This window comes from Natrinema sp. CRL1 (assembly GCF_059162405.1).
In genome coordinates, this window is record NZ_JBLVOY010000001.1 from 744374 (window position 1) to 769660 (window position 25287).

21 protein-coding genes are annotated in these 25287 nt (G+C 64.3%); 12 read left to right on the forward strand and 9 right to left on the reverse strand.

The features are described 5' to 3' along the window. Window positions 1–37 precede the first annotated feature (37 nt). A complete protein-coding gene (locus tag ACJYUO_RS03925; RefSeq protein ID WP_494344091.1) occupies window positions 38–853 on the forward strand; it encodes an HD domain-containing protein in 816 nt (271 codons plus the stop codon). A 234-nt stretch (window positions 854–1087) separates the two neighbouring features. Here the strand turns inward: ACJYUO_RS03925 and ACJYUO_RS03930 are convergent, their stop codons facing one another. Then, window positions 1088–1909 (reverse strand): CPBP family intramembrane glutamic endopeptidase, encoded by an 822-nt coding sequence (locus ACJYUO_RS03930; RefSeq protein WP_494344092.1) that lies wholly within the window; start codon window positions 1907–1909, stop codon window positions 1088–1090. A 315-nt stretch (window positions 1910–2224) separates the two neighbouring features. Here ACJYUO_RS03930 and ACJYUO_RS03935 point away from each other — a divergent pair, with 315 nt between their 5' ends. From ACJYUO_RS03935 to ACJYUO_RS03945, 3 genes are all read left to right on the forward strand, one after another. Then, on the forward strand, window positions 2225–4105 hold the full coding sequence (locus ACJYUO_RS03935) for an L-aspartate oxidase (protein ID WP_494344093.1): 1881 nt from the start codon (window positions 2225–2227) through the stop codon (window positions 4103–4105). Between the two features lie 65 nt (window positions 4106–4170). Continuing rightward, window positions 4171–4761, forward strand: a complete 591-nt coding sequence (locus tag ACJYUO_RS03940) for a DNA-3-methyladenine glycosylase family protein (RefSeq protein WP_494344094.1) — start codon at window positions 4171–4173, stop codon at window positions 4759–4761. Window positions 4762–4994: 233 nt separating this feature from the next. After that, window positions 4995–6296 carry a DUF8593 domain-containing protein gene (locus ACJYUO_RS03945; protein WP_494344095.1) on the forward strand — a complete coding sequence of 434 codons (1302 nt, stop codon included), beginning with the start codon at window positions 4995–4997 and terminating at the stop codon, window positions 6294–6296. A gap of 99 nt (window positions 6297–6395) precedes the next feature. On the opposite strand, the gene katG is transcribed toward ACJYUO_RS03945, so the two are convergent. The 5 genes from katG to ACJYUO_RS03970 form a co-directional block, all read right to left on the reverse strand. Further along, entirely contained in the window at window positions 6396–8534 is a 2139-nt protein-coding gene (gene katG, locus ACJYUO_RS03950) for a catalase/peroxidase HPI (RefSeq protein WP_494344096.1), read from the reverse strand. A 251-nt stretch (window positions 8535–8785) separates the two neighbouring features. Continuing rightward, window positions 8786–9043, reverse strand: a complete 258-nt coding sequence (locus ACJYUO_RS03955; protein WP_494344097.1) for a PRC-barrel domain-containing protein — start codon at window positions 9041–9043, stop codon at window positions 8786–8788. Window positions 9044–9144: 101 nt separating this feature from the next. After that, entirely contained in the window at window positions 9145–10491 is a 1347-nt protein-coding gene (locus ACJYUO_RS03960; RefSeq protein WP_494344098.1) for a RimK family alpha-L-glutamate ligase, read from the reverse strand. Between the two features lie 86 nt (window positions 10492–10577). After that, window positions 10578–12047: a flippase gene (locus tag ACJYUO_RS03965; RefSeq protein ID WP_494344099.1), complete on the reverse strand. Its 1470-nt coding sequence runs from the start codon at window positions 12045–12047 to the stop codon at window positions 10578–10580. Window positions 12048–12444: 397 nt separating this feature from the next. After that, entirely contained in the window at window positions 12445–13197 is a 753-nt protein-coding gene (locus ACJYUO_RS03970; RefSeq protein WP_494344100.1) for a GNAT family N-acetyltransferase, read from the reverse strand. 183 nt (window positions 13198–13380) lie between these two features. Here ACJYUO_RS03970 and ACJYUO_RS03975 point away from each other — a divergent pair, with 183 nt between their 5' ends. From ACJYUO_RS03975 to ACJYUO_RS03995, 5 genes are all read left to right on the forward strand, one after another. Beyond that, window positions 13381–14475, forward strand: coding sequence for a succinylglutamate desuccinylase/aspartoacylase family protein (locus ACJYUO_RS03975; RefSeq protein WP_494344101.1), 1095 nt, complete (start codon window positions 13381–13383; stop codon window positions 14473–14475). 161 nt (window positions 14476–14636) lie between these two features. Continuing rightward, window positions 14637–15062, forward strand: a complete 426-nt coding sequence (gene sdhC / locus ACJYUO_RS03980) for a succinate dehydrogenase, cytochrome b556 subunit (RefSeq protein WP_494344102.1) — start codon at window positions 14637–14639, stop codon at window positions 15060–15062. Further along, window positions 15062–15427, forward strand: a complete 366-nt coding sequence (locus ACJYUO_RS03985; protein WP_494344103.1) for a succinate dehydrogenase hydrophobic membrane anchor subunit — start codon at window positions 15062–15064, stop codon at window positions 15425–15427. Before sdhC ends, ACJYUO_RS03985 begins: the two co-directional genes overlap by 1 nt. 1 nt (window position 15428) lies before the next feature. Beyond that, the gene (locus tag ACJYUO_RS03990) at window positions 15429–16301 is read left to right on the forward strand and encodes a succinate dehydrogenase/fumarate reductase iron-sulfur subunit (RefSeq protein ID WP_494344104.1); all 873 of its coding nucleotides are present in this window, start codon (window positions 15429–15431) and stop codon (window positions 16299–16301) included. A gap of 2 nt (window positions 16302–16303) precedes the next feature. Beyond that, window positions 16304–18142 carry an FAD-binding protein gene (locus tag ACJYUO_RS03995; RefSeq protein WP_494344105.1) on the forward strand — a complete coding sequence of 613 codons (1839 nt, stop codon included), beginning with the start codon at window positions 16304–16306 and terminating at the stop codon, window positions 18140–18142. Between the two features lie 84 nt (window positions 18143–18226). Here the strand turns inward: ACJYUO_RS03995 and ACJYUO_RS04000 are convergent, their stop codons facing one another. Further along, window positions 18227–18421 carry a XapX domain-containing protein gene (locus ACJYUO_RS04000; RefSeq protein WP_494344106.1) on the reverse strand — a complete coding sequence of 65 codons (195 nt, stop codon included), beginning with the start codon at window positions 18419–18421 and terminating at the stop codon, window positions 18227–18229. A 268-nt stretch (window positions 18422–18689) separates the two neighbouring features. Between ACJYUO_RS04000 and ACJYUO_RS04005 the strand changes: the two genes are divergently transcribed. Then, complete coding sequence (locus ACJYUO_RS04005; protein WP_494344107.1) at window positions 18690–18914, forward strand: MarR family transcriptional regulator; 225 nt, start codon at window positions 18690–18692, stop codon at window positions 18912–18914. A 396-nt stretch (window positions 18915–19310) separates the two neighbouring features. Here ACJYUO_RS04005 and ACJYUO_RS04010 read toward each other — a convergent pair whose 3' ends face one another. Further along, on the reverse strand, window positions 19311–20456 hold the full coding sequence (locus tag ACJYUO_RS04010; RefSeq protein WP_494344108.1) for an acyl-CoA dehydrogenase family protein: 1146 nt from the start codon (window positions 20454–20456) through the stop codon (window positions 19311–19313). A 115-nt stretch (window positions 20457–20571) separates the two neighbouring features. On the opposite strand from ACJYUO_RS04010, the gene ACJYUO_RS04015 reads away from it, so the two are divergent. Further along, window positions 20572–22545 carry a 3-hydroxyacyl-CoA dehydrogenase/enoyl-CoA hydratase family protein gene (locus ACJYUO_RS04015; RefSeq protein WP_494344109.1) on the forward strand — a complete coding sequence of 658 codons (1974 nt, stop codon included), beginning with the start codon at window positions 20572–20574 and terminating at the stop codon, window positions 22543–22545. Between the two features lie 193 nt (window positions 22546–22738). After that, window positions 22739–23311, forward strand: coding sequence for a HalX domain-containing protein (locus ACJYUO_RS04020; RefSeq protein WP_494344110.1), 573 nt, complete (start codon window positions 22739–22741; stop codon window positions 23309–23311). Here the strand turns inward: ACJYUO_RS04020 and ACJYUO_RS04025 are convergent. Continuing rightward, on the reverse strand, window positions 23308–25275 hold the full coding sequence (locus ACJYUO_RS04025) for a two-component system sensor histidine kinase NtrB (protein WP_494344111.1): 1968 nt from the start codon (window positions 25273–25275) through the stop codon (window positions 23308–23310). The two genes, ACJYUO_RS04020 and ACJYUO_RS04025, sit on opposite strands and share 4 nt — an antisense overlap. Window positions 25276–25287 lie beyond the last annotated feature (12 nt).

Consider the following 25287-nt stretch of genomic DNA (forward strand, 5'->3'; position numbering starts at 1 on the left):
TCGCAGGGCTTTTTTAGTCCGCAACCGACCTACCGGTATGAGCGACCCCGCTGTCGACGAGGACTCCCGTCGCGTCTATACGCCCGACGACGATCACAGCTTTCCCGACGAGAAACTGAATTCGGTCCTCGAGTTCATCGACAACGACGAGGAGATCGCGGCCTATCTCGAGGCCCAGAACATCAACGCCGTCGACCGGATGCGGTACAACGATCACGGCACCAAACATATCGAGATCGTTCGCAATCGGGCGCTGTGTCTCTATGACCTGCTCAAGGCGGGCGACGTCGACTTCAACGGCGCACGCCAGCAGGGACTGGCCGAGGAAGACGAATCGGTCATCGTCGCGCTGGCGGCGACGCTCCACGACGTCGGCCATATCGTCCACCGCGACAGCCACGCCTACTACTCGATCCCGCTGGCTGCGGACATCCTCGATCGGATCCTCCCCGAGTTCTACGACGTTGCCGAGACGGTCCAGATGAAAGGCGAGGTCCTGCACGCGATTCTCTGTCACCACACCGCCGAGACGCCGTTGACCACCGAAGCCGGCGTCATCCGCGTCTCCGACGCCCTCGATATGGAACGCGGCCGCTCACGGATCCCCTACGAGTCCGGCGGCCGTGGCATCAACACGCTCTCGAGTCAGGCCATCAGCCGCGTCTCACTCCAACGGGGCGACACCACGCCAGTCATGGTCGAGATTGAGATGACCAACGCCGCCGGGGTCTATCAGGTCGACAACCTGCTCAAGGCCAAACTCGAGGACTCCGGGCTGGAAGACGAGATCCGGATCGTCGCGCTCAACACGAACGAGAACCGCGAGCAGCTAGTCGAGCGGATCGAACTCTAAAACCCACCTTTTGCTCTGTGGGCCGGCTTCGCCGGCCTCGGCAAAATCTGGACCAAAAGCACTCCACCTTCCGCTCTGCTCGTTTCTCTCGCTCCAAGTCAGTCGTCGGCCCGCTCGCTCACCCGTCGGGTTCGCTCGCGGTGAATTCCGGTAAATGCCTGCCTTTCCCCGGATCGCGCGGCTCTCACAGGTGTTCGAGCCGCGCTCTCGGCCAACCAATTTGTGGGTCTCATCTCAGACGACCACGATCACCAGCGACAGCGCGACGAAGACCACGTGCGCGAAGACGTGACCGATCATGGCGGCCTCGAGGCTCCGCCGCCAGAACAGCCAGCCGAAGACAAGGCCGCCGATCGCGTTGCCGGCGACGATCCAGACCACGACATCGGCGCTGAGGCCGCCGTAGAGGACGGCCGCCGTTGGAAGATGTGCGGCCCCGAAGACGACCGCCGCGATGGCGACCGACGCGCCCATCAGTCGCGCCGATGGGCGGGCCGTCCCGCGACCGACCGTTTTCCAGAGCCCGAACGCAACGAGCGACATGAACCCCCAGCGCAGGAGCAGTTCCTCGGTCAACCCGCCGTAGAGAAATCGGAGCGGGAGACTCGAGAGGACCGCGCCGACGGTTGCCTCGCTGCCGGTCGCTCCGGCCGGGGCCGCGGGCGCGAAGACGGCCTCCGCGAGGACGATCGCGACCCCCGCCGCAGCGCCGAACCCGGCCGCGACCGGCAGTTCCGCGCGCAGTCGCGACCAGAGCGGCGCGCCCTCGGACACGCGCTCGAGGAGGTGCGAGCGAAGGCCGAGCCGCGGTGCCGTATACAGGCCGACCAGCACCGCGACGGCCAGCAGGATCGACGACTGGAGCAGGGCCGCGGCGACGAGGACCGCCGTTGGGACATCCGGTACCTCCGGCAGGGCCTCGAGTTGTGCGGGCGTCGTGGCCGCGAGCGCGACGATTCCGAGGAAACCGACCGCGAACAGGACGCCGAACCGTCGCCCGGTGATCCCCGGCGAATCCGCGCCGCCCGCTCGAGTCTCGTGTGCGTGAGTGTCCATCTGCTACCGAATGTCGCCTCGAGACGATAAAGGTGGGTCGCTGTGGGCGGCGGGGCCGCCCCGCGACGGCTGGTAACGCCGCGTCGTCCGTTCGGAACGGGAAGAACGGGCGCGATCCCGGTGGTGACTGGACCGATCACTCGTATCGACTCCGCGGACGGTCCGCCGCAATTGAAAGACTGGTTTCCGAACCGACCTTTATCCGCGATACTCGAGGAGTATTCAAAGTCGAATATGGCGTCCCGTAGCTGTGAGAGAAGACTTCTGCATCGTTCGGGGCGAGGCCTAAATCCGGCCGGCCGTTACATCTATTCGATGACAAAATCACCATCCAACGGCAGCGAGACGACCGACGACAACCGCCGACCGACGAATCACGAGCAGTCGACCGCCGGGATCGAGAACCGCCTCGAGACCGAGGGCGACCCCGGCTCCGCAGCCGGCCTCGAGTACGAGGTCGTGACAACCCCGGTACTCGTCATCGGTGCGGGCGCGGCAGGTGCCCGCGTCGCGATCGAACTCGCCGAGTCGGGAATCGAGCCGCTCGTAATCGGCAAGCGCGATCACGGCGACGCCCACACGACGTGGGCAGCCGGCGGCGTCAACGCCGCGCTGGGCTCGCTCGATCCCGAGGACGACTGGACGATCCACGCGGCGGACACGCTCAACGAGGGCCACCACCTGAACGACCCCGAAGCAGTCGAGTTGACGGCTCAGGAGATGCCCGACCGGATCCGCGAACTGGCCGACTGGGGCATGCCGTTCGACCGGACCGAAGAGGGTGAGATCAACCAGCGCTACTTCGGCGCACAATCCTACCGGCGGACCTGCTTCGTCGGCGACCGGACCGGTGAGGCCATGCTCGGGGCGCTCGTCGACCGCGCTCGCGACCTCGAGGTTCCCTACCGCGAGAACGTGATGATCACGCGCTTGCTCTCGGACGGCGAGCGCGTCGACGGGGCCGTCGGCTTCAACATGGAGACCGGCAAGGGGTTGCTCTTCCGGACGAACCACGTCGTCCTCGCGGCCGGCGGGTTCTCGGCGCTTTATCACCGCCACTCCTCGCGGGACGACGAGAACAACGGCGACGGCCAGGCGCTGGCCCTCGAGGCCGGCGCGCGGCTCGTCGACCTCGAGTTCGTCCAGTTCCACCCGACCGGGATGGTCGGCGAGCGCTACGGCGAGGAGTGGGACGGCCGGCTCGTCACGGAGGCGGTCCGCGGCGAGGGCGGGCGGCTGTACAACGCGGAGGGAGAGCGGTTCATGGAGCGGTACTCGCCCGACCAGATGGAACTCGACGCCCGCGACGTCGTCGCGCGAGCCATCGCCCGCGAGGTACGCGAGGGCCGCGGGACCGAGGACGGCGGGGTCTTCCTCGACATCTCCCATCGGGACGACCAGTACGTCCGCGACCGGTTGCCGTCGATGGTCGAACGCTTCGAGTCGTTGGGCGTTGACATCACGACGGAGCCGATGACGGTCGGCCCGACGGCCCACTACACGATGGGCGGGGTCGACATCGACTTCCGAACGGGCGAGACGGGCGTGGACGGCCTCTACGCCGTCGGCGAGACGGTCGCCGGCGTCCACGGCGCGAACCGCCTCGGCGGGAACTCGCTGGCCGAAACCGTCGCGATCGGCAAACTCGTCGGCGACCACGTCGCGGCCGCAGTGACTGACGCCGACGCGGACCCGGCCCTCACCGACGGCCAGCGAGCGCTCGCCGAACGTGAGTTCGAGGCGCTGCGGGAACTCGCCGCCGCGGACGGCACCGTCACACCGACGGCGCTGCTCGAGGATCTCGGCGACCTGCTGTGGGACCACGCCGGCATTCTCCGCGACGAATCGGGGCTTCGGGAGGGGCTCGCGAAGCTAGACACCCTCCGGGAGCGCACCGCCGATCTCCGCGTCGAGGGCGACCGCACCTCGAAGTCGTTCGAATACGCCGTGGACCTCTCGATGAGTCTCACCGTCGCCGAGGCGATGCTCCGGGCCGCCCGCGAGCGCACCGAGTCCCGGGGCGCACACTACCGAACGGACTACCCCGAGACGGCCGACGACTGGCGCGTGAACCTCGTGGTCACGGCCGAACCGGCCGGGCTCTCGTTCAGTCGGCGCGGCGTCGGTGATCCCAGCCCGGCCGTCCGCGCGGCCCTCGAGGCGGGCCACGAACTCGACTATCACCACCTCGAGTGAGCCGCGAGAGAACCACCGGGACGTCTATTTGGCTCCGGTCCCCTACACCCGATCTACACCTGCGCATGAACGACGAGGCACACGACATTCTCCGTGAGGACCCTGTGATGGCCGGGCTGCTCGACCGCCACGACCCCTACGTCGAGCCGGACTGGACCGAGTACGAGCGGCTCTGTATTTCGATCATCAACCAGCAGCTCTCGACGGCGAGCGCCGCGGCCGTCCGGGAGCGCGTGTTCGAACTGTTCCGCGGCGAGGTGACGCCCGAAGCGGTGTTAGACGCGGAGGACGAGGCGCTCCTCGGAGCCGGTCTCTCTCAGAGGAAAGTCGAGTACATGCACAACGCCGCCCGCGCGTTCCGCGAGCACGATTTCACGCGGAAGGGGCTGGCCGACCACTCGAACGAGGCAGTCGTCGATGCCCTCACCGAAATCAAGGGAATCGGCCCGTGGACGGCGCGCATGTACCTCCTGTTCGTCCTGGAACGCGAGGACGTGTTGCCCCTCGGCGACCTCGCCATCCGTCGGGCGATCGAAGGGTTGTACGGCGACGGCGAGGAGATGACCCGCGCGGAGATGCGCGAGGTCGCCGAACAGTGGCGGCCGTACCGTAGCGTCGCCACGCGGTATCTCTGGGCGGATTACGAGTCCGAGTAGCTCACCCCGCGGACCGCGATTAACTGGTGGTTCCGGTCTCACTCGACTATCGCGCGTGGCGTAATCCGGTGTTGGAGACCGAAAGCCGGGTGAGGAACCGCCGGACATGTTCGCTAATTCGCTATTACACACCCGAGTATGCAGGCCGGAAACGGGGTCTCGAGAAACGAGCTATTGAGCCGACGGGATGGCCCGCCCGACTCAAGTACAGGTCGGTCGGGAGGCCTAGTGAGATGGCAAACGAGACACCACCGACCGATCCGGACGCACCAAACGAGCGCCGGATGACCCGAGATCCAGAACGCATCAGGGAGTGGGCGGAGGCCCGCGACGCCGTCCCGGTCCGAATCCGGGACAGCGAGGACCACGGCCACTCCTTCGCCCGCTGCGACGAGGTGGGCGAGAGCCACGAGGAGTACTCCTGGGACGAGTTCGAGCGGCGATTCGACGACGAGGACTACGTCTTCGTCTACCACGAAGAGGAGCCGACCGGTGAGGAGCTTGGCTTCTTCGAGATCGTCGAGCGCGAGCAGGCCTTCGAGCGGGCCGACCTCGGCCGGGATGAACTCGAGGACTCGCTGCGACGCGGCGAGACGGTGACGACCGAAATCGTCGAGACGCAGGTCGTCGAGACCGAGATCGTCGAACGGGACACGATCGAGAGCGAGGTGGTCGACACGGAACTGGTCGAGCGCGACGTCGTCGACTCCGAACTGCTCTCCCGCGATATCGTCGAAACCGAGTTCGTCGACGAGGACCGGCTCGAGGTAACCGTCGACGAAACCCGCCTCGACACCATCGAGGAGATCGAACGCTACATCGTCGAGAGCCGCGTCGTCGACATCGACATTCAGCAAGACGACGAGATCGAACGCGACGAGATCGAGACGGACATCGAACTCGAGAGCGTTCAGCGATCGATCCTCGAGAGCGACGTCGTCCGCTCGAGTGTCACCCCCGACGACGTGCTCGAGCGAGAGGTCATCCAGAGCCAGCGCACCGAAGGCGACGCCGTTCGGAGCGAACTCATCGAGCGCCGCACCGTCGAGGAGGAGCTAGACGAACGGCTGCGGATGGTCTATCGCCTCGAGGAGACCGAACTGGTCGAGTCCGAGATCATCGGCAGCGACGTGATCGAGGGTGAGATCATCGACGTCGAAGAGTACGGAGCCGCGGAAACCGCTGGCATGGAGACCGATGCCGGCGGTGCCATGGGCGGCGACGCGACGGCGACGACCGGCACCGAGGCCGGCACAGGAACGAGAGATGAGGCGATGGACACGCCGATGGACGCATCGACGGTCGAACTCTCGCGGGACGATCAGGGAAAGGTCGTCCTCGACGAGTCCGGGCAGCAGATCGGCATGATCGCCGAAGTCGAGGACCAGACCGCGTACGTCGACCCGGAACCGGGGCTTGCGGATCGGCTCAAGGCGCGACTGGACTGGGGCAGCCACGGTGACGACGACTATCCGGTCGAGTCGTCACAGATAACCGAAATCACGGACGACGAGGTCGTCATCCGTAGCGAATAATGTAAAACCGGTTGAGCGTTCCGATCAGCGACGGTCGGTCCAGCGACCGCGGTTTTCACCCGGTAGTGGGTTCAGTGCCGTCGCGACCGCTCGAGCGGCTTACTCGAGGTCGAAGCGGTCGTTGGTCATCACTTTGTGCCAGGCGTCGACGAAGTCCTCGACGAAGGTTGCTTCCTCGCTCGCGTAGACCTCCGCGATGGCCCGCAGCCGGGAGTTCGATCCGAAGATGAGGTCGACACGACTGGCCTCCCACTCGACCTCGCCGGTCTCGCGGTCGATCAGTTCGTAGCGGTCCTCGTCCTCGGCGGTCTGCTCCCACTCGTAGCCCATGTCGAGCAGGTTCACGAAGAAGTCGTTGGTCAGCGTCTCCGGCTCGTCGGTGAAGACGCCGAGGTCGGAGTCCTGGTAGTTCGCGTCGAGGGCGCGCAGGCCGCCGACCAGCACCGTCATTTCCGATGCCGTCAGGTCGAGCAGGTCGGCGTGATCGACTAGCAGGTCCTCCGCCGGCTGATCGTACTCGCCGCCGAAGTAGTTCCGGAACCCGTCGACGTTCCGTTTGAGTGCCTCGAACGATTCCTCGTCGGTCTGTTCCTGTGAGGCGTCCGTGCGTCCGGGGTCGAACGGAATCTCGACATCGTAGCCGGCGTCGGCTGCGGCCTGTTCGACGGCCACGTTACCGCCCAGTACGATGACGTCGGAAAGCGAGACCCGCACGTCGTCGGATCGCGAACCGTTGAACTCCGCTTGAATCCCTTCGTAGGTCTCGAGAACGGTCTCGAGCTGGGCCGGCTCGTTGACTTCCCAGCTCCGCTGGGGCTCGAGGCGGATGCGAGCGCCGTTTGCGCCGCCGCGCTTGTCGCTGTCGCGGTAGGTCGAGGCTGCCGCCCACGCGGTTTTGACCAGCTGGGAGCGGGACAGTTCCGACTCGAGGAGTTCGTCTTTGAGTTCGGCGACCTCGTCCTCGCCGATCAGATCGTAGTCGGCGTCAGGAAGCGGGTCCTGCCAGAGCATCGTCTCCTCGGGGACATCCGGACCGAGGAACCGTTCCGGCGGGCCCATATCGCGGTGGATCAGCTTGTACCACGCTCGTGCGAAGGCCTCGAGGAACGCCGGTGGGTTGTCCCGGAAGTTCTCGATGATCTCCCGGAACTCCGGATCCCGCTTCAACGCGACGTCCGTCGTCATCATCATGGGGGCGTGCTTTTCGGACGGGTCGTGGGCATCCGGCACGGTGTCGTAGGCTTCCTCCTCGACCGGCTGCCACTGGTTTGCGCCGGTGGGACTCTCGGTGAGTTCCCACTCGTAGTCGAGCAGGTTGTCGAGGTAGGAGGTATCCCACATCGTGGGCCACTGGTTCCACGCGCCCTCGATGCCGCTGGTGGTCGTCTCCGAGCCCGTACCGGACTCGGTCCAGCCGAGGCCCTGGGCCTCGATCGGTGCCGCTTCGGGCTCGGGACCCATGTCGTCGTCGGTGGCACCGTGGGACTTCCCGAACGTGTGTCCGCCGGCGATGAGGGCGGCCGTCTCCTCGTCGTCCATCGCCATGCGGCCGAAGGCCTGTCGGATCCGCGTCGCCGACTTGAGCGGCTCGGGCTCGCCGTTGGGGCCCTCGGGGTCGACGTAAATGAGCCCCATCACGGTGGCACCCAGCGGCTCGTCGAGTTCGTCGTTGTCGTCGATTCGCTGGTCCTGCGGGGCTTCCCACTCGCTTTCGGGGCCCCAGTAGACGGCCTCGTCGGGCTCGAACTCGTCCTCGCGGCCGCCGGCCCAGCCGAGGGTCTGCATACCCATCGACTCGAGGGCGGTGTTGCCCGCAAGCACGATCAGGTCGGCCCACGAGAGCTTGCGGCCGTACTTCTGCTTGATCGGCTCGAGCAGTCGCCGCGCCTTATCGAGGTTGCCGTTGTCGGGCCAGCTGTTGAGCGGCGCGAAACGCTGGGTCCCGCCCGAGGCACCGCCACGGCCGTCGGTGGTACGGTAGGTGCCGGCGCTGTGCCAGGCCATCCGGATAAACAGCGGGCCGTAGTGGCCGTAGTCGGCCGGCCACCAGTCCTGCGAGGACGTCATCAGGTCCTTGAGATCAGCCTTTACCTCCTCGAGGTCGAGCGTCTCGAACTCCTCGGCGTAATCGAAGTCGTCGTCGTACGGACCGACGCTTTCGGTGTTCTGATCGAGAACGTCTAACTTCAACTGGTTCGGCCACCACTCGTGATTTCGCTGGCGTTTGTTGTCGCTCATGTATGGTTCGTACGGTTAGGCAAACGAATCAGAGAATAATATATGTACCGATCACAACTTCAGCTTCAGGTTTCGGGCACTAAATTTTCGATAGTAGAAAATATAGTGGTGGTGCGAGAGTCGGTGACGACGGGAATCGACACCGTACGCTATCGATCATCGAAACCGTTGATTGATCGCCTCTCGACCTCGAGTCTCGGAGCGGGCGGTCACCATCGATCGAAGACGGAGCGGCCGACCGTACCGGTCGACTATACGTCCGAGTCGCGGGTCGTTCGATCGATGATCAGGTAATCGTCGAGATCGCTCATGCGGCTGGCCGGAACGATGAGCTTCCCGTCGTCGTTCCTGTCGAATCCGCGGATACTGTCGTTTGCCGGAGTAACGAGTACCCGTTGGAGTTCGCCAGTCTCGACGTTCATCGTGAGGTTGGAAACCGTGCCGATCTCCGTCCCGTCGGCTCCCAGTACCGGCGTCTCGGAGAGAGTGGAGGCGAGGACCGTTGTCATGCGAGTCACCATTCGGAAAACAGATCAATAAAGTAACCGGAACCGGCGATGCCGGGTGGTAGAGCATGCCGTCGCGCTCGCTCCGTCGCCCTCTCGGTCGACTACTCCTCTTCCTCTTCAGGCGTATCGGCGGCGTCGCTATCGATTCGACGGCTCACGTCGACCTGATAGTTTCCGAGGATGTCCCGACCGAGCAAGACCGGGTAGTCCATGTGGCTGCGGTCCTCGACGCTTGCCGTGACGGTGTGTTGGTTACCGCCGACGCCGACGACCACGTCGACAACGGGGCGACTCTTCGACTGCTTGCTGCTGCCCGATCGGATGCGAGTGATGGACTTGATCGGCCCGGCACCGATGTCCGCGGCGAGGCCGGTGTCGATGCTCGTCCGCGTCGCGCCGGTGTCGGACTTGGCGAGAACGGACTTCGAGCCGCTCGTCCCGGAGAGGACGACCTCTTCGGTGTACCCGATGATCGCGGGTTCCGTGTCCGTTGTGATCGCCTCCGTCGGCTGAGCGGCCGGCCGAGAGTCGTCGAGGACGTTCGCGAGATCCTGGACTCGATCGTCGTCGACCTCGCCGCCGGCGCGTTCGATCGCCAGTTTCGCGATGTAGGGTGCCGGGCTCAGCTGGGTCGCCTCGTAAAGCCCCTTGAATCCCGCCGTCGGGTTGACCTCGAGAACGAACCAGCCCTCGTCGCCCTCGACGAGGTCGACGCCGGCGTAGTCGAGATCGATGATATCGGCCGCCCGCTGGGCCATCTCGCGGGCTTCCTCGGGGAGGTCGTCCGTCGCGTTCTCGACGGAGCCGCCCAGCGCGACGTTGGTCCGCCAGTCGTTGTCCGGCGCGTAGCGGTACATTGCGGCGACGACCTCGCCGCCAACAACGTAGACGCGCAGGTCGCGGTGGCGGACGTCCTCCTGATCGACCAGTTCCTGCAGGAAGGCATACCGGTTGCCCACCTTCGCGTTGATCGGGTCGTCGGGGCCGACCTTCCACGTGCCGCCGCCGTGGGTACCGATCGCGGTCTTGTAGACGGCCTCCTCGCCGTAGCGGTCCCGTGCGGCGTTTAACTTGTCGCCGCTGAGTGCGAGCGTTACGTCGGGCGTTCGCACGTCGTTCGACGCCAGCGCGGCCGCCGTCGAGAGCTTGTGGATGGCCGTCAACACCGCGTTCGGCTCGTTGAGCGTCGGCACCAGTTGGGCGAACGTATTTGCGAGCCCGAGTTCCTCGGCGGGCTGTTCGGTGTTCGACAGCAGCATTCGGTTCGCGATCACGTCGACGTCCGGCTCGAGGACGGGGCTGCCGTCGCGGACGCTGATCGAGGTGTTCTCGGCGCGAAGCCACTCGCTGTCGTGGCCGAGATCCTCCACTGCGTTGAGAATCGCTTTCGTTTCCTTGCTCGTATGAAGACTCAATACCCCGACCGTCACGGGATCGGCAACAGCCATACGAAGTAGACGCCGACCCGTCGGATAAATATTGGCAGTTCAGTCAGTCAGGTCAAACTGACTGGCAGTCAGCAGGAGCGACGATCTCACCCGATGACTGATCGCACTTGCCCAGGATCGACCAGCCCGCTCATCACCGCGAGCACCCCCCACGTGATCGCGCCGACGGCGATCGCGCCGAACAGCATGACCAGACTCGAGACCAGGGGGGTCACGAGCAACACCGAGACGGCCATCACGCCCGTAATCGCGCAGATGAGGCCGGTCGTGCGGGCGATCCGTGTGACGTTCAGTCCGAGTTCGGTGTGGACGATGTAGAGGTTCACCGCGACGTAGACCGAGTGGGTCGCGACCGTCGCGAGTGCGGCCCCGACGACCCCGATCGTCGGGATCAGCAGGACGTTCAGTCCGAAGTTGGCGACGGCCGTCCCGCCCTTCGCGATGGCGCGCGATCGGGCGCGACCGAGGTAGTCCAGACTGTCGCTGGTCAGGTTCGTAATCGCCTGCAACACGACGAATCCGGCCAGCACCTGCAGGACGGGAACCGCACCCGCGTAGTCGTTTCCGATCACCATCGTCAGGAACGGCTCCGCGACGATCGCGAGGCCGACCGCCGCCGGAATGTAGAGCAACAGGATGTTCGTCAGCGAGGTCTCGTAGATCCGTCTGGCCTCCTCGAGTTGGCCGGCGGCTTTCTGCTCGCCGAAATTTGGCGAGATGGTAAAGCCAAGCGACTCCGCCGGCGCGAGGACGAAATCCGTGATCTGCTTTGCAAGGGTGTAGAACGCGACCGCGGCGGGGTTGAGGAAGACCCCGACCAGCACGATGTCGATCTGTTTGTCGATGACGTTCGCGCTCCGGGTCGCCGTCAGCGGGATGCTGTACTCGATCAGTCGGCGCGCGAGGCCATCCTCGTACTCCTCGGCCGTGTCGTACCGCGTATAGAACCCGTAGTAGAGAAGCGCCAGTCCGACGACGGCCGCGATGGCGTAGCCGACGATGTAGCCGAAGAGCGCACCGAGCGCACCGAGTCCCGTGAGAACGAAGGCAACGGCAAAGAGGAACCGGCCGGCACCGCTGACCGCCTGGACGATCGCGCTGTAGCCGAGGTGATTGAAGCCCTGTAGCGCGACCTGCGAGAAGGTGCTCCCGGAAAAAACGACGAGATAGAGCACGCCCGCGACGAGAAACGGAGCCGCGCCCGGATCGCCGAGTGCGGTCGCGATCTGCTCGTGAAAGAGCAATAGGACGTAGCCGACGACCGTGAGCAGGATGATCTTGGCCGTGATAACCGTCTCGATGAGGTGTGGAATCTGCCCCGGATCGGACTCGCGGTATTCCGAGATGTACCGGGCAACGGACTTGCTGAGTCCGAGATCCGCGAACAGTTGGACGATAGTCAACACCCCGATCGCCCAATACAGCGCGCCGTACCCGTCCGGCTCGAGCAGATACCGCGACAGGACGAACATTAGCAGCGCGCTCGATGCCATGTAGATCGCGCGCGCGACGAGCGTTGCCTTGAAGCCGCTGACGATGTGGTCTTCCCTGTTCATAGTAGATGGAGGCCGACGGGACACCCGCGGTGGCCCGACGTGAAGCGGATAGCGACCAACGTATTCGAGGACTCGAGAGATCGATCAATTGTAATGCGGGGGCAACAGTCCGAAACCGACGGCAACAGTGGCGAGAGTGCGAAAATAGTCACCTGATCCCGACGAGGCCGACAGTTCGGCAGTTCGACGAGAACGGGCACGAGCCGGGCTGTAACGCGACTCAAACGGCCGAAATTCGGCCGTACAGCTAATCGAGCATGTCACTCCGGAGAGAGTGATTATGTAGTGCCGATGAGATAGCGGCCGAGCGGATACTCGCTTCGAACTGATATACTGCCTCGAGAGACAAAGAACGAGTGTGTGATGGCTCGAACCGCGATCACGCTTCGACAGGAGCCTACAGGTACGAGGAGTCCCACCGGGTCGCTTTTCGGCGGTTGCCACAGCCGTTGCATTCGATCCGCCCCATCGCGTCCATCGCGTTGTCGATCGAGTCGCAATTCCCGCAGAACCACGCGTATCGATCGTGTCGGTCGGCGCTCTTGTAGGCCGTGTAAAACGGCGACCGCGTGCCGCGGGCTGCCTCGCCGTAGCTCACGTAGACCGTCTCCCCGTCGACCGACACCTCGTCGATCGCCCCCCACTCGTCGTCGTCCTCGAGGCCGGATTCGACGTAGACGTTCTCGGTGAACGTCTCCGAACCGATCTCGACCTCTCGCTGGCCGGCCTGTTCGAAGCCGTGACTGCGGTAGAACTCGTTGCCGCCCTCGTTGTCCGCGAGGACGAAACACCGAATGGCGTCGGCCCCCTCCTCGAGTAACGCTTCGCGGGTGCGGACGAGCAGCCGCACGCCCGTCGCATCGCCCCGGTGGTCCGGGTGAATGTGCAACCAGAGGAGGTGTCCGGTCTTCGACTGCTGGCCGACCAGTTCGCTCTGGGAGAAGCCGGCGATCTCCCCGTCGCGTTCGACGACCAAGAAAAGCGCGCGGTCGTCGTCGAGTTCCTCGCCGAGCGAGTCGCCGTACCACTGCTCGATCGCGTCGTCGATGGTCTCCTCCTCGAGGAAGGTCGTATACGTGGAGCTGAGCGAGTCGCGGGCGATCGAGCGAATCGCGTCGGTGTCCGAACTGGTAGCTTCACGGATCTCCATGCGGTATCATACCACGGCCAGATACAAAACGTATGCCCACAGTCCCAGCGACTGATCGGTGGTGTTCGAGGGAAACGCGATGTTGCCGAAAAAAGTGGCACGGAACCGCTCGAGAGTCCAACACACGGAACCGTTCGGAACCGAAGGGAGAAGATTCACGGTGGTGCCGCCGGAGAACCTGATATGAGCGACGACGCGGCGGCGACCGAACCGCCCGATCAGCCCGACTCCGACGCGACGGCCGAACCCTTCACGTACAACGGCGGTCGGGTCGATCCCGGCGAGTCGGCGAACATCCGCTACGGCATCAGCGAGACGTACCTCGGGGACCCCGTCAGGATTCCCGTCACGGTGATCAACGGCGAGTTGCCGGGACCGACGGTCTTCCTCTCGGCGGCGGCCCACGGCGACGAACTCAACGGGATCGAGGTCGTTCGCGAGGTCGCACACGACTGGGACCACTCCGTGCTCCATGGGACGCTGGTCTGTCTGCCCGTGATGAACGTCCCCGGATTCCTCGCCCAGGAGCGGTACCTACCGATCTACGATCGGGACCTGAACCGGTCGTTTCCCGGCCGCGAAGGGTCGACCAGCGCCAGACGGATGGCCCACCGGATCTTTACGAACTTCATCGAGCCCTGTGACCTCGGGATCGACTTCCACACGTCGACGCGCGGGCGAACGAACATGCTCCACGTCCGGGCCAACATGGAACGCTCGGACGTGGGCCGACTCGCCAAGGCCTTCAGTTCGAACGTCATCATCGCCGGAGAAGGCCCTTCGGGCACGCTCCGGCGGGAGGCAACCGAAGCCGAGATTCCGACGATCACCGTCGAAATGGGCGAGGCCCACCGGTTCCAGCGGCGCCTGATCGATCGCGCGCTCACCGGCGTCGCGAGCGTCCTCGCCGAGTTCGGCCTCCACCGGAAATCGTCGGTTCACTGGCCCGGCTGGCGGACCATCATCGACGACGACAACGAGAAGACGTGGCTCCGCGCCGACGCCGGCGGCATCGTCGACATGAAACGCGGCCGCGGCGCGCTCGTCGAGGAGGGCGAAGTGATCTGTACCGTCACGAACCCCTTCAAGGAAGAGGAAGACATCGTCACCGTCGAGGCCCCCTTTACCGGCCTCATCGTCGGCGTCCTCGAGAATCCGGTCGTCTATCCGGGGAACCCGCTCTGTCATCTCGTCGGTCTCTCGCCGGATACGCTCACGGCGCTCGAGCGCGAGCGGACGATGGAGAGTTCGCGGTCCGAACTCCGCCAGAACGACTGACCGGCCAGTCGTCAAACGGTCGGAGGCCGAGCCCCGAACCGATTCGGGTATCCGGGGTGCAAACAGATTTCCTTCTGAACATACTGTCGCGGATGGAAGTCGGGACAGGAGAGATAAAAGTAACTTCTATACCCTCACGGTCAAACGGTCCACATGAGCGCATGAGTCAGTCTTACAATCGCGGTCTCATCGAGGACTTCGGTCGCTGGAAGGAGTTCTCGGCCGGCATGTGGGCGTGGATCTTCCACAAGTTCACCGGGTGGATCCTCATCGGCTACCTGTTTACCCACATCGCCGTGCTGAGCACCTCCATCGGCGCAGCGGGGAACGAAATGCAAATCGCAAACGAGACGGACGTCTACACCACGACGCTTGGCGGGCTCGAGGGGCTGTTCCTCATCCGACTGCTCGAGGTGGGCCTGCTGGCCGTGGCCGTCTTCCACATCCTGAACGGCCTCCGCCTGCTGATGGTCGATCTCGGCATCGGGCTCGAGGCACAGGACAAGAGTTTCTACGCCTCGCTGATCCTGACGGGAGCGATCACCGTCGCCAGCGTCCCGACCTTCCTGACGGGGGTGTCGATCTAATGGCGGAACGATATTCCTCCTTTACCCCCGGCGGCACCGGCTGGTTCCTCCAACGGGTCACGGCGGCGTTTCTCGTCGTCGTTCTCGCCTTCCACTTCTTCCTCTTGCACTTCGTCAACCACGCATACGAGATAACCTTCATGGGTACGCAGGCCCGAATGGAGAACATCGGGTACTTCCTGACGATGGTCCTGTTCCTGATTACCGCCACGTTCCACGGCGTCAACGGCGTCTACAACGCTCTGGTCAATCAGGGCCTCGAAGGAACCCAAAAGAAGGTCGTGCTGGCAGTGCTGACCATCGCGAGTCTCGCCCTCGTTGCACAGGGCACCTACGTCGCACTCACGATGCGAGGGATGATCTGATATGAGTACACAACAAGCCGAACCCGAAACGCAGGAAGCACCGGAAGACCCGGAGATGAAAGGCGCGGAGTCGCCGGCCGCCGAAGAGCAGAAAGGCGGCGGCATGGTCGACGAACACGCCGAAAAGAAGGCCGAACTCGAGGGCGAGACGGTCCACCTCAAGGTGTTCCGCTACGACCCCGAAGTTGAGGGGAAACAGGAACCCCGCTTCGACGACTTCCACGTCCCCTTCGAGAAGGGAATGACCGTCCTCGACTCGGTCATGTACGCCCGCGACGAGTACGACTCGTCGCTTACCTTCCGACACTCCTGTCGACAGGCCGTCTGTGGTTCCGACGCTTTCTTCGTCAACGGCAAGCAGCGACTGGGCTGTAAGACCCAGATCTCGGATCTCGAGCAGCCGGTTCGCATCGAACCCCTACCCCATCAGGAGGTCGTCAAGGATCTGGTCGTCGACATGGACCACTTCTACGACCAGATGCACACGGTCGAGCCGTACTTCCAAGACGAGGACACGCCGCCGGTCGAAGACCTCGACGAACAGCGCCAGAGCCCGGAAAACCGCGAGAAGATCAAGATGTCCTCGCGGTGTATCTGGTGTGGTGCCTGTATGTCTAGTTGTAACATCGCGGCCGGCGACAACGAGTATCTGGGCCCCGCAGCGATCAATAAGGCCTACAAGTTCGCCATGGACGACCGCGAGGGCGAGGAGATCAAAGAGCACCGACTCCGCATTCTCGAGCAGGAACACGGCGTCTGGCGGTGCCAGACTCAGTTCTCCTGTACCGAGGTGTGTCCGAAGGACATTCCGCTCACCGAGCACATTCAGGAGCTCAAGCGGGAAGCAGTCAAGAAAAACCTGAAATTCTGGTAATCATGTACGAACACGACGTTATCGTGGTCGGCGCGGGCGGTGCCGGCCTCCGAGCCGCGATCGCAGCGCACGAAGCGGGAGCCGACGTGGCGATGGTCTCGAAACTCCACCCCGTCCGCAGCCACACCGGCGCGGCGGAAGGCGGTATCAATGCCGCCCTCCAAGAGGGCGACGACTGGGAACTCCACGCCTACGACACGATGAAGGGGTCGGACTACCTCGGCGACGCGCCGGCGGTCGAGACCCTCGCACAGGACGCCCCCGAGGAGACCATCAACTTAGAGCACTGGGGGATGCCGTTCTCCCGCGAGGAGGACGGTCGAGTCTCCCAGCGTCCGTTCGGCGGACTCTCGTATCCGCGGACCACCTACGCCGGAGCCGAGACGGGCCACCACCTGCTACACACGATGTACGAGCAGGTCGTCAAACGGGGCATTCAGGTCTACGACGAGTGGTACGTGATGGATCTGGCGACCACCAACGAGTCGGACCCGAACGACCGCGAGTGCCACGGCGTCGTCGCCTACGACGTCCAGTCCGGCAATATTGAGGGCTTCAAAGCGAGTCAGGGTGTCGTCCTCGCGACCGGCGGCCCCGGGCAGGCCTTCGATCACACCACTAACGCCGTCTCCTGTACCGGCGACGGCCACGCGATGGCATATCGTGCGGGCGCACCGCTCGAGGACATGGAGTTCATCCAGTTCCACCCGACGTCGCTGCCGTCGACGGGCGTCCTCATCTCCGAGGGTGTCCGTGGCGAAGGCGGGATCCTCTATAACAACGAGGGCGAGCGGTTCATGTTCGAGCACGGCTACGCGAACAACTCCGGCGAGCTCGCCTCGCGGGACGTCGTCGCCCGCGCCGAACTCACCGAGGTCAACGAGGGCCGGGGCGTCGACGACGAGTACGTCCACCTCGACATGCGCCACCTCGGGGAAGAGCGCATCATGGACCGCCTCGAGAACATCCTCCACCTCGCGGAGGACTTCGAGGGCGTCGACGGCCTCGTCGAGCCGATGCCGGTCAAGCCCGGCCAGCACTACGCGATGGGCGGCATCGAGGTCGACGAGAACGGCCAGACCTGCGTCAGCGGCCTCTACGCTGCCGGCGAGTGTGCCTGTGTCTCCGTCCACGGCGGCAACCGTCTCGGCGGGAACGCCCTGCCGGAACTGATCGTCTTCGGCAAGCGCGCCGGCCGCCACGCCGCCGGCGACGACCTCGGCGAGCCCGAGATCCGAACCGGCTACGGCGACGATGTCGAGGACGAAACCGAGACCGAACTCCCCGTCCAGCCCGGCGATGCAGGACTCGATACGACGGGTGGCGTCGCCGCAGACGGTGGCGTCACCGCCGACGCCGAGGGCGTCCTCGAGCGAAAGGTCGAGACCGCCCGCGAGCGCGTCGACACCCTGATGGACAAAGAAGACGGCGTCCAGCACGCCGAGATCCGCGCCAAGCTCCAGAAGGCCATGACCGACTACGTCAACGTCTTCCGCACCGAGGAGGGCGTCAAGAAAGCACTCGAGATCATCCGCGAGTGTCGACAGGAGTACCAGGACGTCTACGTCGACGACCCCTCGAAGACGTTCAACACGGACCTCCAGCAGACCATCGAGACGCGCAACTTGATCGACGTCGCCGAGACGATCGCGCTCGGCGCGCTCGTGCGCAACGAGTTCCGCGGCGCCCACTGGCGCCAGGAGAACCAGATCCGCGACGACGAGAACTGGCTCAAGCACACGCTCATCTCGTGGGACGACGGCGAGCCCTCGATCTTCTACCGCCCGGTCATCCTCGAGGGCCAGAACAAGACCTACGAGCCGAAAGAGCGCAGCTACTAACCCGGACCGCAGTTGCGGCGAATTTTTCATCAGGCGTTCGGTTGACGAGTCCCACGATAGCTCACACGTGAGCCTCGGCTTCCGTTACACGCCGAGTATCTCGAGGAGATTGACGCCGACATCGAGGTGCTCGATCAGCCGGTAGCCGACGTAGATGCCGATGATACCCATCATTCCGGGGAGTTCCGGCGGAGCGGGGATCGGAACGTTGAGAGACCCAAACAGTACGCCGGTCAGCAATCCGGTCAGGAGCGCGAGAAGCGTGAGTTGTATCGACATCGGTTTGATAGTACTCGCGAGGGAGGCCACAAAAGCGGTCCGCCCGAATTCACCGGCCGTAGGAACTCTGCGAAGCGGTATCACGATTCAGTGGTACGACGATCGACTATAGCCGAAATCATCGACTCGAGCGACTGACTCGTCTCTTCGGCAGGCATTCGACGATCGACGCATCCCGTATCGACAGTCTTGGCGGCCGACTTCTCCACAATATTTCGACAATCGTTGTAGATGACGTTTATTATCGTCGAAACACACAGCTTCGTGTATGAACCAAACAGCGACGACGGACCTCGACGTGTCGATCCCGACCGATCTCGATTCCGCTCGCGCGAAGCTAGTGTATCTGTATCTGGCCGCCAGTGACGGCGCGACCGCCGACGACCTCTGTGATGACCTCGCGGTCACCAAAGGGACGATCCTCTCGATCACCGGCACGCTTCGGGATCGGGGCTATCTCGAGCGGCGAGACGGACGGTACGAACTCGCCTAAGCAGTGATCGACCGATTCGAATGGCCGGGAATGCGGCTCGAACGAACGTGAGAGCTGCATGACCCGGGGGAGGGCAGGCAGTTACCCGATACTGCCGCGAGCGCCTTCGGCGCTCGCGGGCCGACGACTGATGTGGAAGAGCGGTTGCGCGGCGCTACGCGCCGCGAACAGACGAGCGGTGAAACCGCGAGTCAGCGAACGGAAGGAGGAGTGCTTTTGATCGAAACTGAGCGGGATCGAAGATCTCGCGAGGTCGGCGGCGCTTCGCGCCGCCTGCTCGAGGGACCTCCGGTCCCTCGCTGTCCAAAAGAGCGCTTCGCGCTCTTTTGAAGATTTTACCGAGGGACATCGCGGTCGCGGTATCGCGACCGCGATAGACCGCAGGGCAAAATTTCGTTAGTCATCTAGCAGTTCCCGCGCGATGACGTTTTTCTGAATCTCGGTGGTGCCCTCGTAGATCTGAGTGATCTTCGAGTCCCGATAGAAGCGCTCGACGGGGAAGTCGTTGACGTAGCCGGCACCGCCGTGGATCTGGACGGCCTCGTTGGAGACATCGACGGCGACGCGGGAGGCGTACTCCTTGGCCATCGAGGCGAGTTTCGTGATGTCGTTGCCCTGATCGACGTTCCAGGCGGCCTTGTAGGTCAGGTTGCGCGCGGCCTCGGTCTTGGTCGCCATGTCGGCGAGTTTGTGCTGGATGGCCTGGAACTCCGAGATGGACTTGCCGAACTGCTCGCGGTCCTCGGCGTAGTCCAGTGCGGCCTCGAGTGCGCCTCTCGCGATGCCGAGTCCCTGCGCGGCGACGCCGGTCCGGGTGGCATCGAAGAACTGCATCTGCTGGAGGAAGGCGGCGTCGCGGTCGCCGACGAGGTTCTCTTCGGGGACGCGGACGTCGTCGAAGATGAGTTCGGCGGTGTCGGAGGCGCGGATGCCGAGCTTGCCGGTGATCTTGTCGGAACTGAAGCCGTCGCGGTCTGACTCGACGATGATCTGGCTGAAGCCGTCGTAGCGGCTCTCGGCGTCGGGATCGGTCTTACAGAGGACGACGAAGAAGTCGCCGACGGTGCCGTTGGTGATCCACATCTTGTTGCCGTTGATCACCCACTCGTCGCCGTCTTTCTCGGCGCGGGTCGAGACGGAGGAGACGTCCGAGCCGGTGTCGGGCTCCGAAATCGCCGCGCCGGAGATCTTCTCGCCAAGCGCGACGGGCTCTAAGAAGCGTTCCTTCTGGTCTTCGGTCCCGAACTCGCGGATGGCCTCGGTCCCGAACGAGCAGGCCATGATCGAGAGCGCGATCCCGGGGTCGTGGGAGAACAGTTCCTCGGCGATCAGCGCCGACTCGAGGGTGGAGTAGCCGGCCCCGCCGTACTCGATGGGGATCGAGGAGCCGACCAGTCCCATTTCGGCGGCCTCGTCGACGATTTCGTGGGGGAACTTCTCCTCGGTGTCGTACTCCTCGGCGTTGGGGACGATCTCGTTTTTGGCGAACCGACGGACCTCGTCGCGGATCTGTTGCTGTTCTTCGCTGAGTCCGAATTCCATGGACAATCGTTACTAACGGAGCGATAAAGAAGTTTGTAACCGACAGTAAACAGAACTATCGTTTCTATGAGGGGAGAGGGAAACGTTGAAACGGGAACACATAGGATGATTAGGCATGGAACTCGAGGATATCAACACCGTCGCAGTTCTGGGTGCGGGCAACATGGGCCACGGGATCGCGGAGGTCGCCGCGATGGCCGGCTATGACGTACACATGCGCGACATCAAAGAGGAGTTCGTCCAGAACGGCTACGAGTCGATCGAGTGGTCGCTGGGCAAACTCGCCGAGAACGACCAGCTCACCGACGAGGAGGCCGAGGCCGCCAAAGAGCGCGTGACGCCGCTGGTCGATATGGAGGAAGCCGTCGGGGACGCCGACTTCGTCATCGAGGCGGTCCCCGAGCAGATGGAGATCAAGAAGGACGTGTACACGGAACTCGAAGAGCACGCCCCCGATCGAGCGATCTTCGCGACGAACACCTCGAGTCTCTCGATTACGGACCTCGCCGAGTTCACCGAGCGCCCCGAGCGGTTCTGCGGGATGCACTTTTTCAACCCGCCAGTGCGGATGCAGTTGGTCGAAGTGATTTCGGGTGCCGAAAGCGCCGAGGAGACGCTGGCGCTCACGGAAGCCCTTGCAGCGGACCTCGGGAAAACGCCGGTTCGGGTCCACAAGGACTCGCCGGGCTTCATCGTCAACCGCATTCTGGTGCCGCTGATGAACGAGGCCGCGTGGCTGGTCAGCAACGACGAGGCGACCATCGCCGAGGTCGACTCGACGACCAAGTACGACATGGGGCTGCCGATGGGCAGCTTCGAACTCGGCGATCAGGTCGGCAACGACGTCAGCTACCACGTCCTCGAGTACATGAACGAGGTACTGGGCGAGGCCTACGAACCCGCTCCGCTGCTCGAGGAGAAAGTCGAGAACGAGGAACTCGGCAAGAAGACCGGGAAGGGCTTCTACGACTACGAGGATGGTGACGGCGTCCAGATCCCGACCGACCAGCAGTCGGAGTTCGTCAAAGAGCGGCTCCTCGCGGCGATGGCCAACGAGGCCGCGAAGCTGATCGGCGGCGATGTCGCCCCGCCGGAATCGATCGACGAGGCGGTCAAGCTCGGGGCTGGCTTCCCCGACGGCCCGGTCAAACTGGTCGACGACTACGGCCTCGCCACCCTCCACGAGACCCTCGAGGAGGCCTACGAGGAGACCGGCCACGAGCGCTATGCGCCCGACGAGTACCTCGCGGAGCGGGCCGACGCGGGCGGCTTCTACGAGTCGGCAGCGGACGCCGACGGCGTCGACTTCGAGACGATCCGCCTCGAGTATCCCGGCGACTACGTCGGCCACATCGTCCTCGACCGGCCACACCGGATGAACACCATCAGCGACGAACTGCTCGCGGAACTCTCGACGGCGATCGAGCAGTTGGAAGCCGACGACGAGGTCCGCGCGCTCTTGCTCACCGGCGAGGGCGAGAAGGCCTTCTCGGCCGGTGCCGACGTACAAAGTATGGCCGGCAGCGGTGCCGACCCGATCGAGGGTCAGGAGCTCTCGCGGCTCGGCCAGTCGACGTTCGGCGACCTCGAGGCCTGCGATATGCCCGTCGTCGCCGGGATCGACGGCTTCTGTCTCGGCGGCGGGATGGAGCTGTCGACCTGTGCGGACATGCGCGTCGCCAGCGAGCGCTCTCAGTTCGGCCAGCCCGAACTCAACCTCGGCCTCATTCCGGGCTGGGGCGGCACCCAGCGGCTCAAGCACATCGTCGGCGAGGGCCGAGCTAAGGAGATCATCCTCACCGCCGAGCGCTACGACGCCGAGACGATGGCCGACTACGGCTTCGTCAACGAGGTCGTCGACAACGACGACCTCGAGGACCGCGCCCTCGAGTTGGCGACCGACCTCGCCGGCGGCCCACCGATCGCCCAGACGTTCACCAAGCGCGCGATGCTCGCCGGCCGCGACGACACGGAGGCCGGCCTCGAGTACGAGGCCTCCGCTTTCGGCCACCTGATGGCGACGGACGACTTGATGGAGGGTATTACGGCCTTCATGGAAGACGAGGAGCCGGAATTCGAAGGCCAGTAGCGAGTCGGACTGCGTAACCAGCGACCGGATACCGGTCGGACTGCGTTCGAATTTCAGTGTCTATTCCCTCTATTTATCCGCTATCGGGTGCGATATATGTGGCATTTCTGACATCTGGTCGCGAGATTTATCACGAAGAGGTACCATTGGTGTCCCGTGGCTGTAATCGATGAAGAGAACGGAGGGTTACCCGATGAGTGACGGGCCAGAGGTGCTCGTCGTCGACGACGAAGCTCGTCTCGCGGACCTGTTTGCCGCGTGGCTCCAAGACGAGCGTCCCGTCGCGACGGCGTACGACGGAGAGGAAGCGCTCGAGAAAATGACCGACTCCGTCGAGGTCGTCCTATTGGACCGGCGGATGCCGGGACTGTCCGGCGACGAGGTCCTCGAGCAGATCCGCGACGACGGCTACGATTCCCGGATCGTCATGGTAACGGCGGTCGATCCGGACTTCGACATCATCGAGATGGGCTTCGACGACTACCTCGTCAAGCCGGTCTCGAAGGACGAACTCGTCGAGATGGTCGACGACGTTGCCGACCGCTCGGACTACGAGTCGGACATCCAGGAGTACTACGCGCTCGTCTCGAAGAAGGCGCTGCTGGAGTCCGAGAAGGCAGACCGCGAACTCGCGGACAACGAGGAGTACCAGGACCTCTGTGACCGCGTCGATGAACTCGAGCAACGAGTCGACGAAACGGTCTCCGGGATGTCCTCTCACGACGACTTCGTCGGCGCGTTTCAGGACCTCCAATCCGAAAACTAATCCGTCGTCTCGAACTCGAAGCGGGCCCCTCCGTCGTCGCTTTCGGTCGCGCCGACCGACCACCCGTGTCCCGTAGCTACTTCTCTAACGATCCAGAGTCCGATTCCCAACCCTTCCGTCGACGACGACACCGAGGGATCGAAAAGGGTCCCCCGCTGCTCATCGGGGAGCCCCTCGCCGTCGTCTTCCACGAAGAAGCCGTCGCACGAGCCGTTTTCGTCCGCCTCGAGCGGCCCGACGCGAACCGTCTCGGTGGTTACACCGTGTTCGATACTGTTTCGGAAACAGTTCTCGAGGAGTCGCAGGAGTCGCGATCGATCGGCCTCGAGCGTCGTCGTACCGGTGACTGACAGCGTCGCGTCGGCCGTCGAGACGTACTCCCAGGCCTCGCGTGCGGTCGACTCGAGGTCGACAGGGTCGGTGTCGGCCGCCCACTCGCCCTCGCGGGCGATCGCCAGCACGTCGTCGATGATCGACTCCATGCGGTCGAGTCCCTCGCGGGTCTTGGCGGCGTGGTCGGGGTTACCGCTGTCCTCGAACAGGTCGAGATAGCCCTGTGCGACGCTCAGCGGGTTGCGGAGGTCGTGACTGACGATCCGGGCGAAGGCGTCGAGGCGCTCGTTGCGCTCGCGGAGTTGGCGTTCCCGGCGCTTCCGTTCGGTTACGTCCCGAAGCACGCCGACCGAGCCGAGGAACTCCCCGTCGGGAACGAGCACGGCGATCTGGGCCTCGCAGGGGATCGTCTCTCCGGGTTTCGTCTCGAGAGTCAACTCGAGGGTATCGGTACTTCTCCCGGTCTCGATGAGCGATCGAATGATCTCTGTGCCGGCGGTGACGTCCTCGCGATCGAACAGGATCGACGCGTGTTCGCCGAGCAGTCCTTCGCGGCTGTAGCCGGTGATCTCGACCAGCGCGTCGTTGACGGTCGTGAAGTGCCCCGATTCGTCGAGCACGTACATTCCGTCGCCCGCCGTCTCGACGAGTCGCTCGTACCGATGGAGCGCTCGTTCCTGCTGTTCGTGCCGGCCGCGGAGGGCGATCGTCTCGAGGACGTGAGAGGCCGCCGCAGTCGCGTCTCGAATCGCGTCCCGCTCGCGCTCGGAGATCGACTTCGTCGCGTAGACGACGGCCACCCCGTACGGCTCGTCGCTTGTGGCAAGCGGTGCGACGGCGACCGACCGAACGCCGCGCTCGAACGCGAGGTCGCCGAACGGAACGGCGTCTCGCTCGCCTTCGTCATACTGTGTACTGTGGATCTCTCCGGTCCGGACGGCCCGCTCGAGCAGCGGCTGGGTACCGCTGCCGACATCGAACGTTCGCTGGAGCGGCCACTCCGAGGTGTCCGTATCGGAGAGCCACGGGATGATCGCGCGTTCGCCTCGGTCGTACTCGCCGACCCACGCGAAGGCGAACCGATCGCCGTCGGTCAACTCCTCGCGAAGCACCCGCTCGACGGTGAGCGGTGACGTGGCGTCAACTAACCGACAGCGGATGCGACTAACGAGGGTTTCGAGATCGTCAGACCGGTTCTCGAGTGCGGAAGCGCCCTCGGCGTTCGCACCGAGTGCGGCGGTTTCAGTGCCGGTACCGGCCGCGACCGCGGCGTTCGGAACGGCGTCGGTTCGCTCGACGATCTCGTCTGCTAGCCACGGCGCGGAGTCTGTGTCGGTCGCTCGAGCACTGAGGCCCCCCACGACGGCACCCTCTTCGCCGTCGTCCGCCCAGTAGGCCATCGTCGGCGTCTCGGGGGCCTTGCGCTCGACGCCCTCGACGAGCGCCGGTACGTCCGCGACGGTGCTCGCGTCGATGACGACGGCATCGATCGACTCCCGCTCGAGTCGCTCGATCGCCTCGGCGGGTCGCTGGGCGATGACGACATCGACCGGCGCGTCCGTCAGCGATAGCGTAATCGAGGCTCGTGTCGATCGATCGCTACTTACACAAAGCACACGTGGCCGACTCATACCGGCCGAATC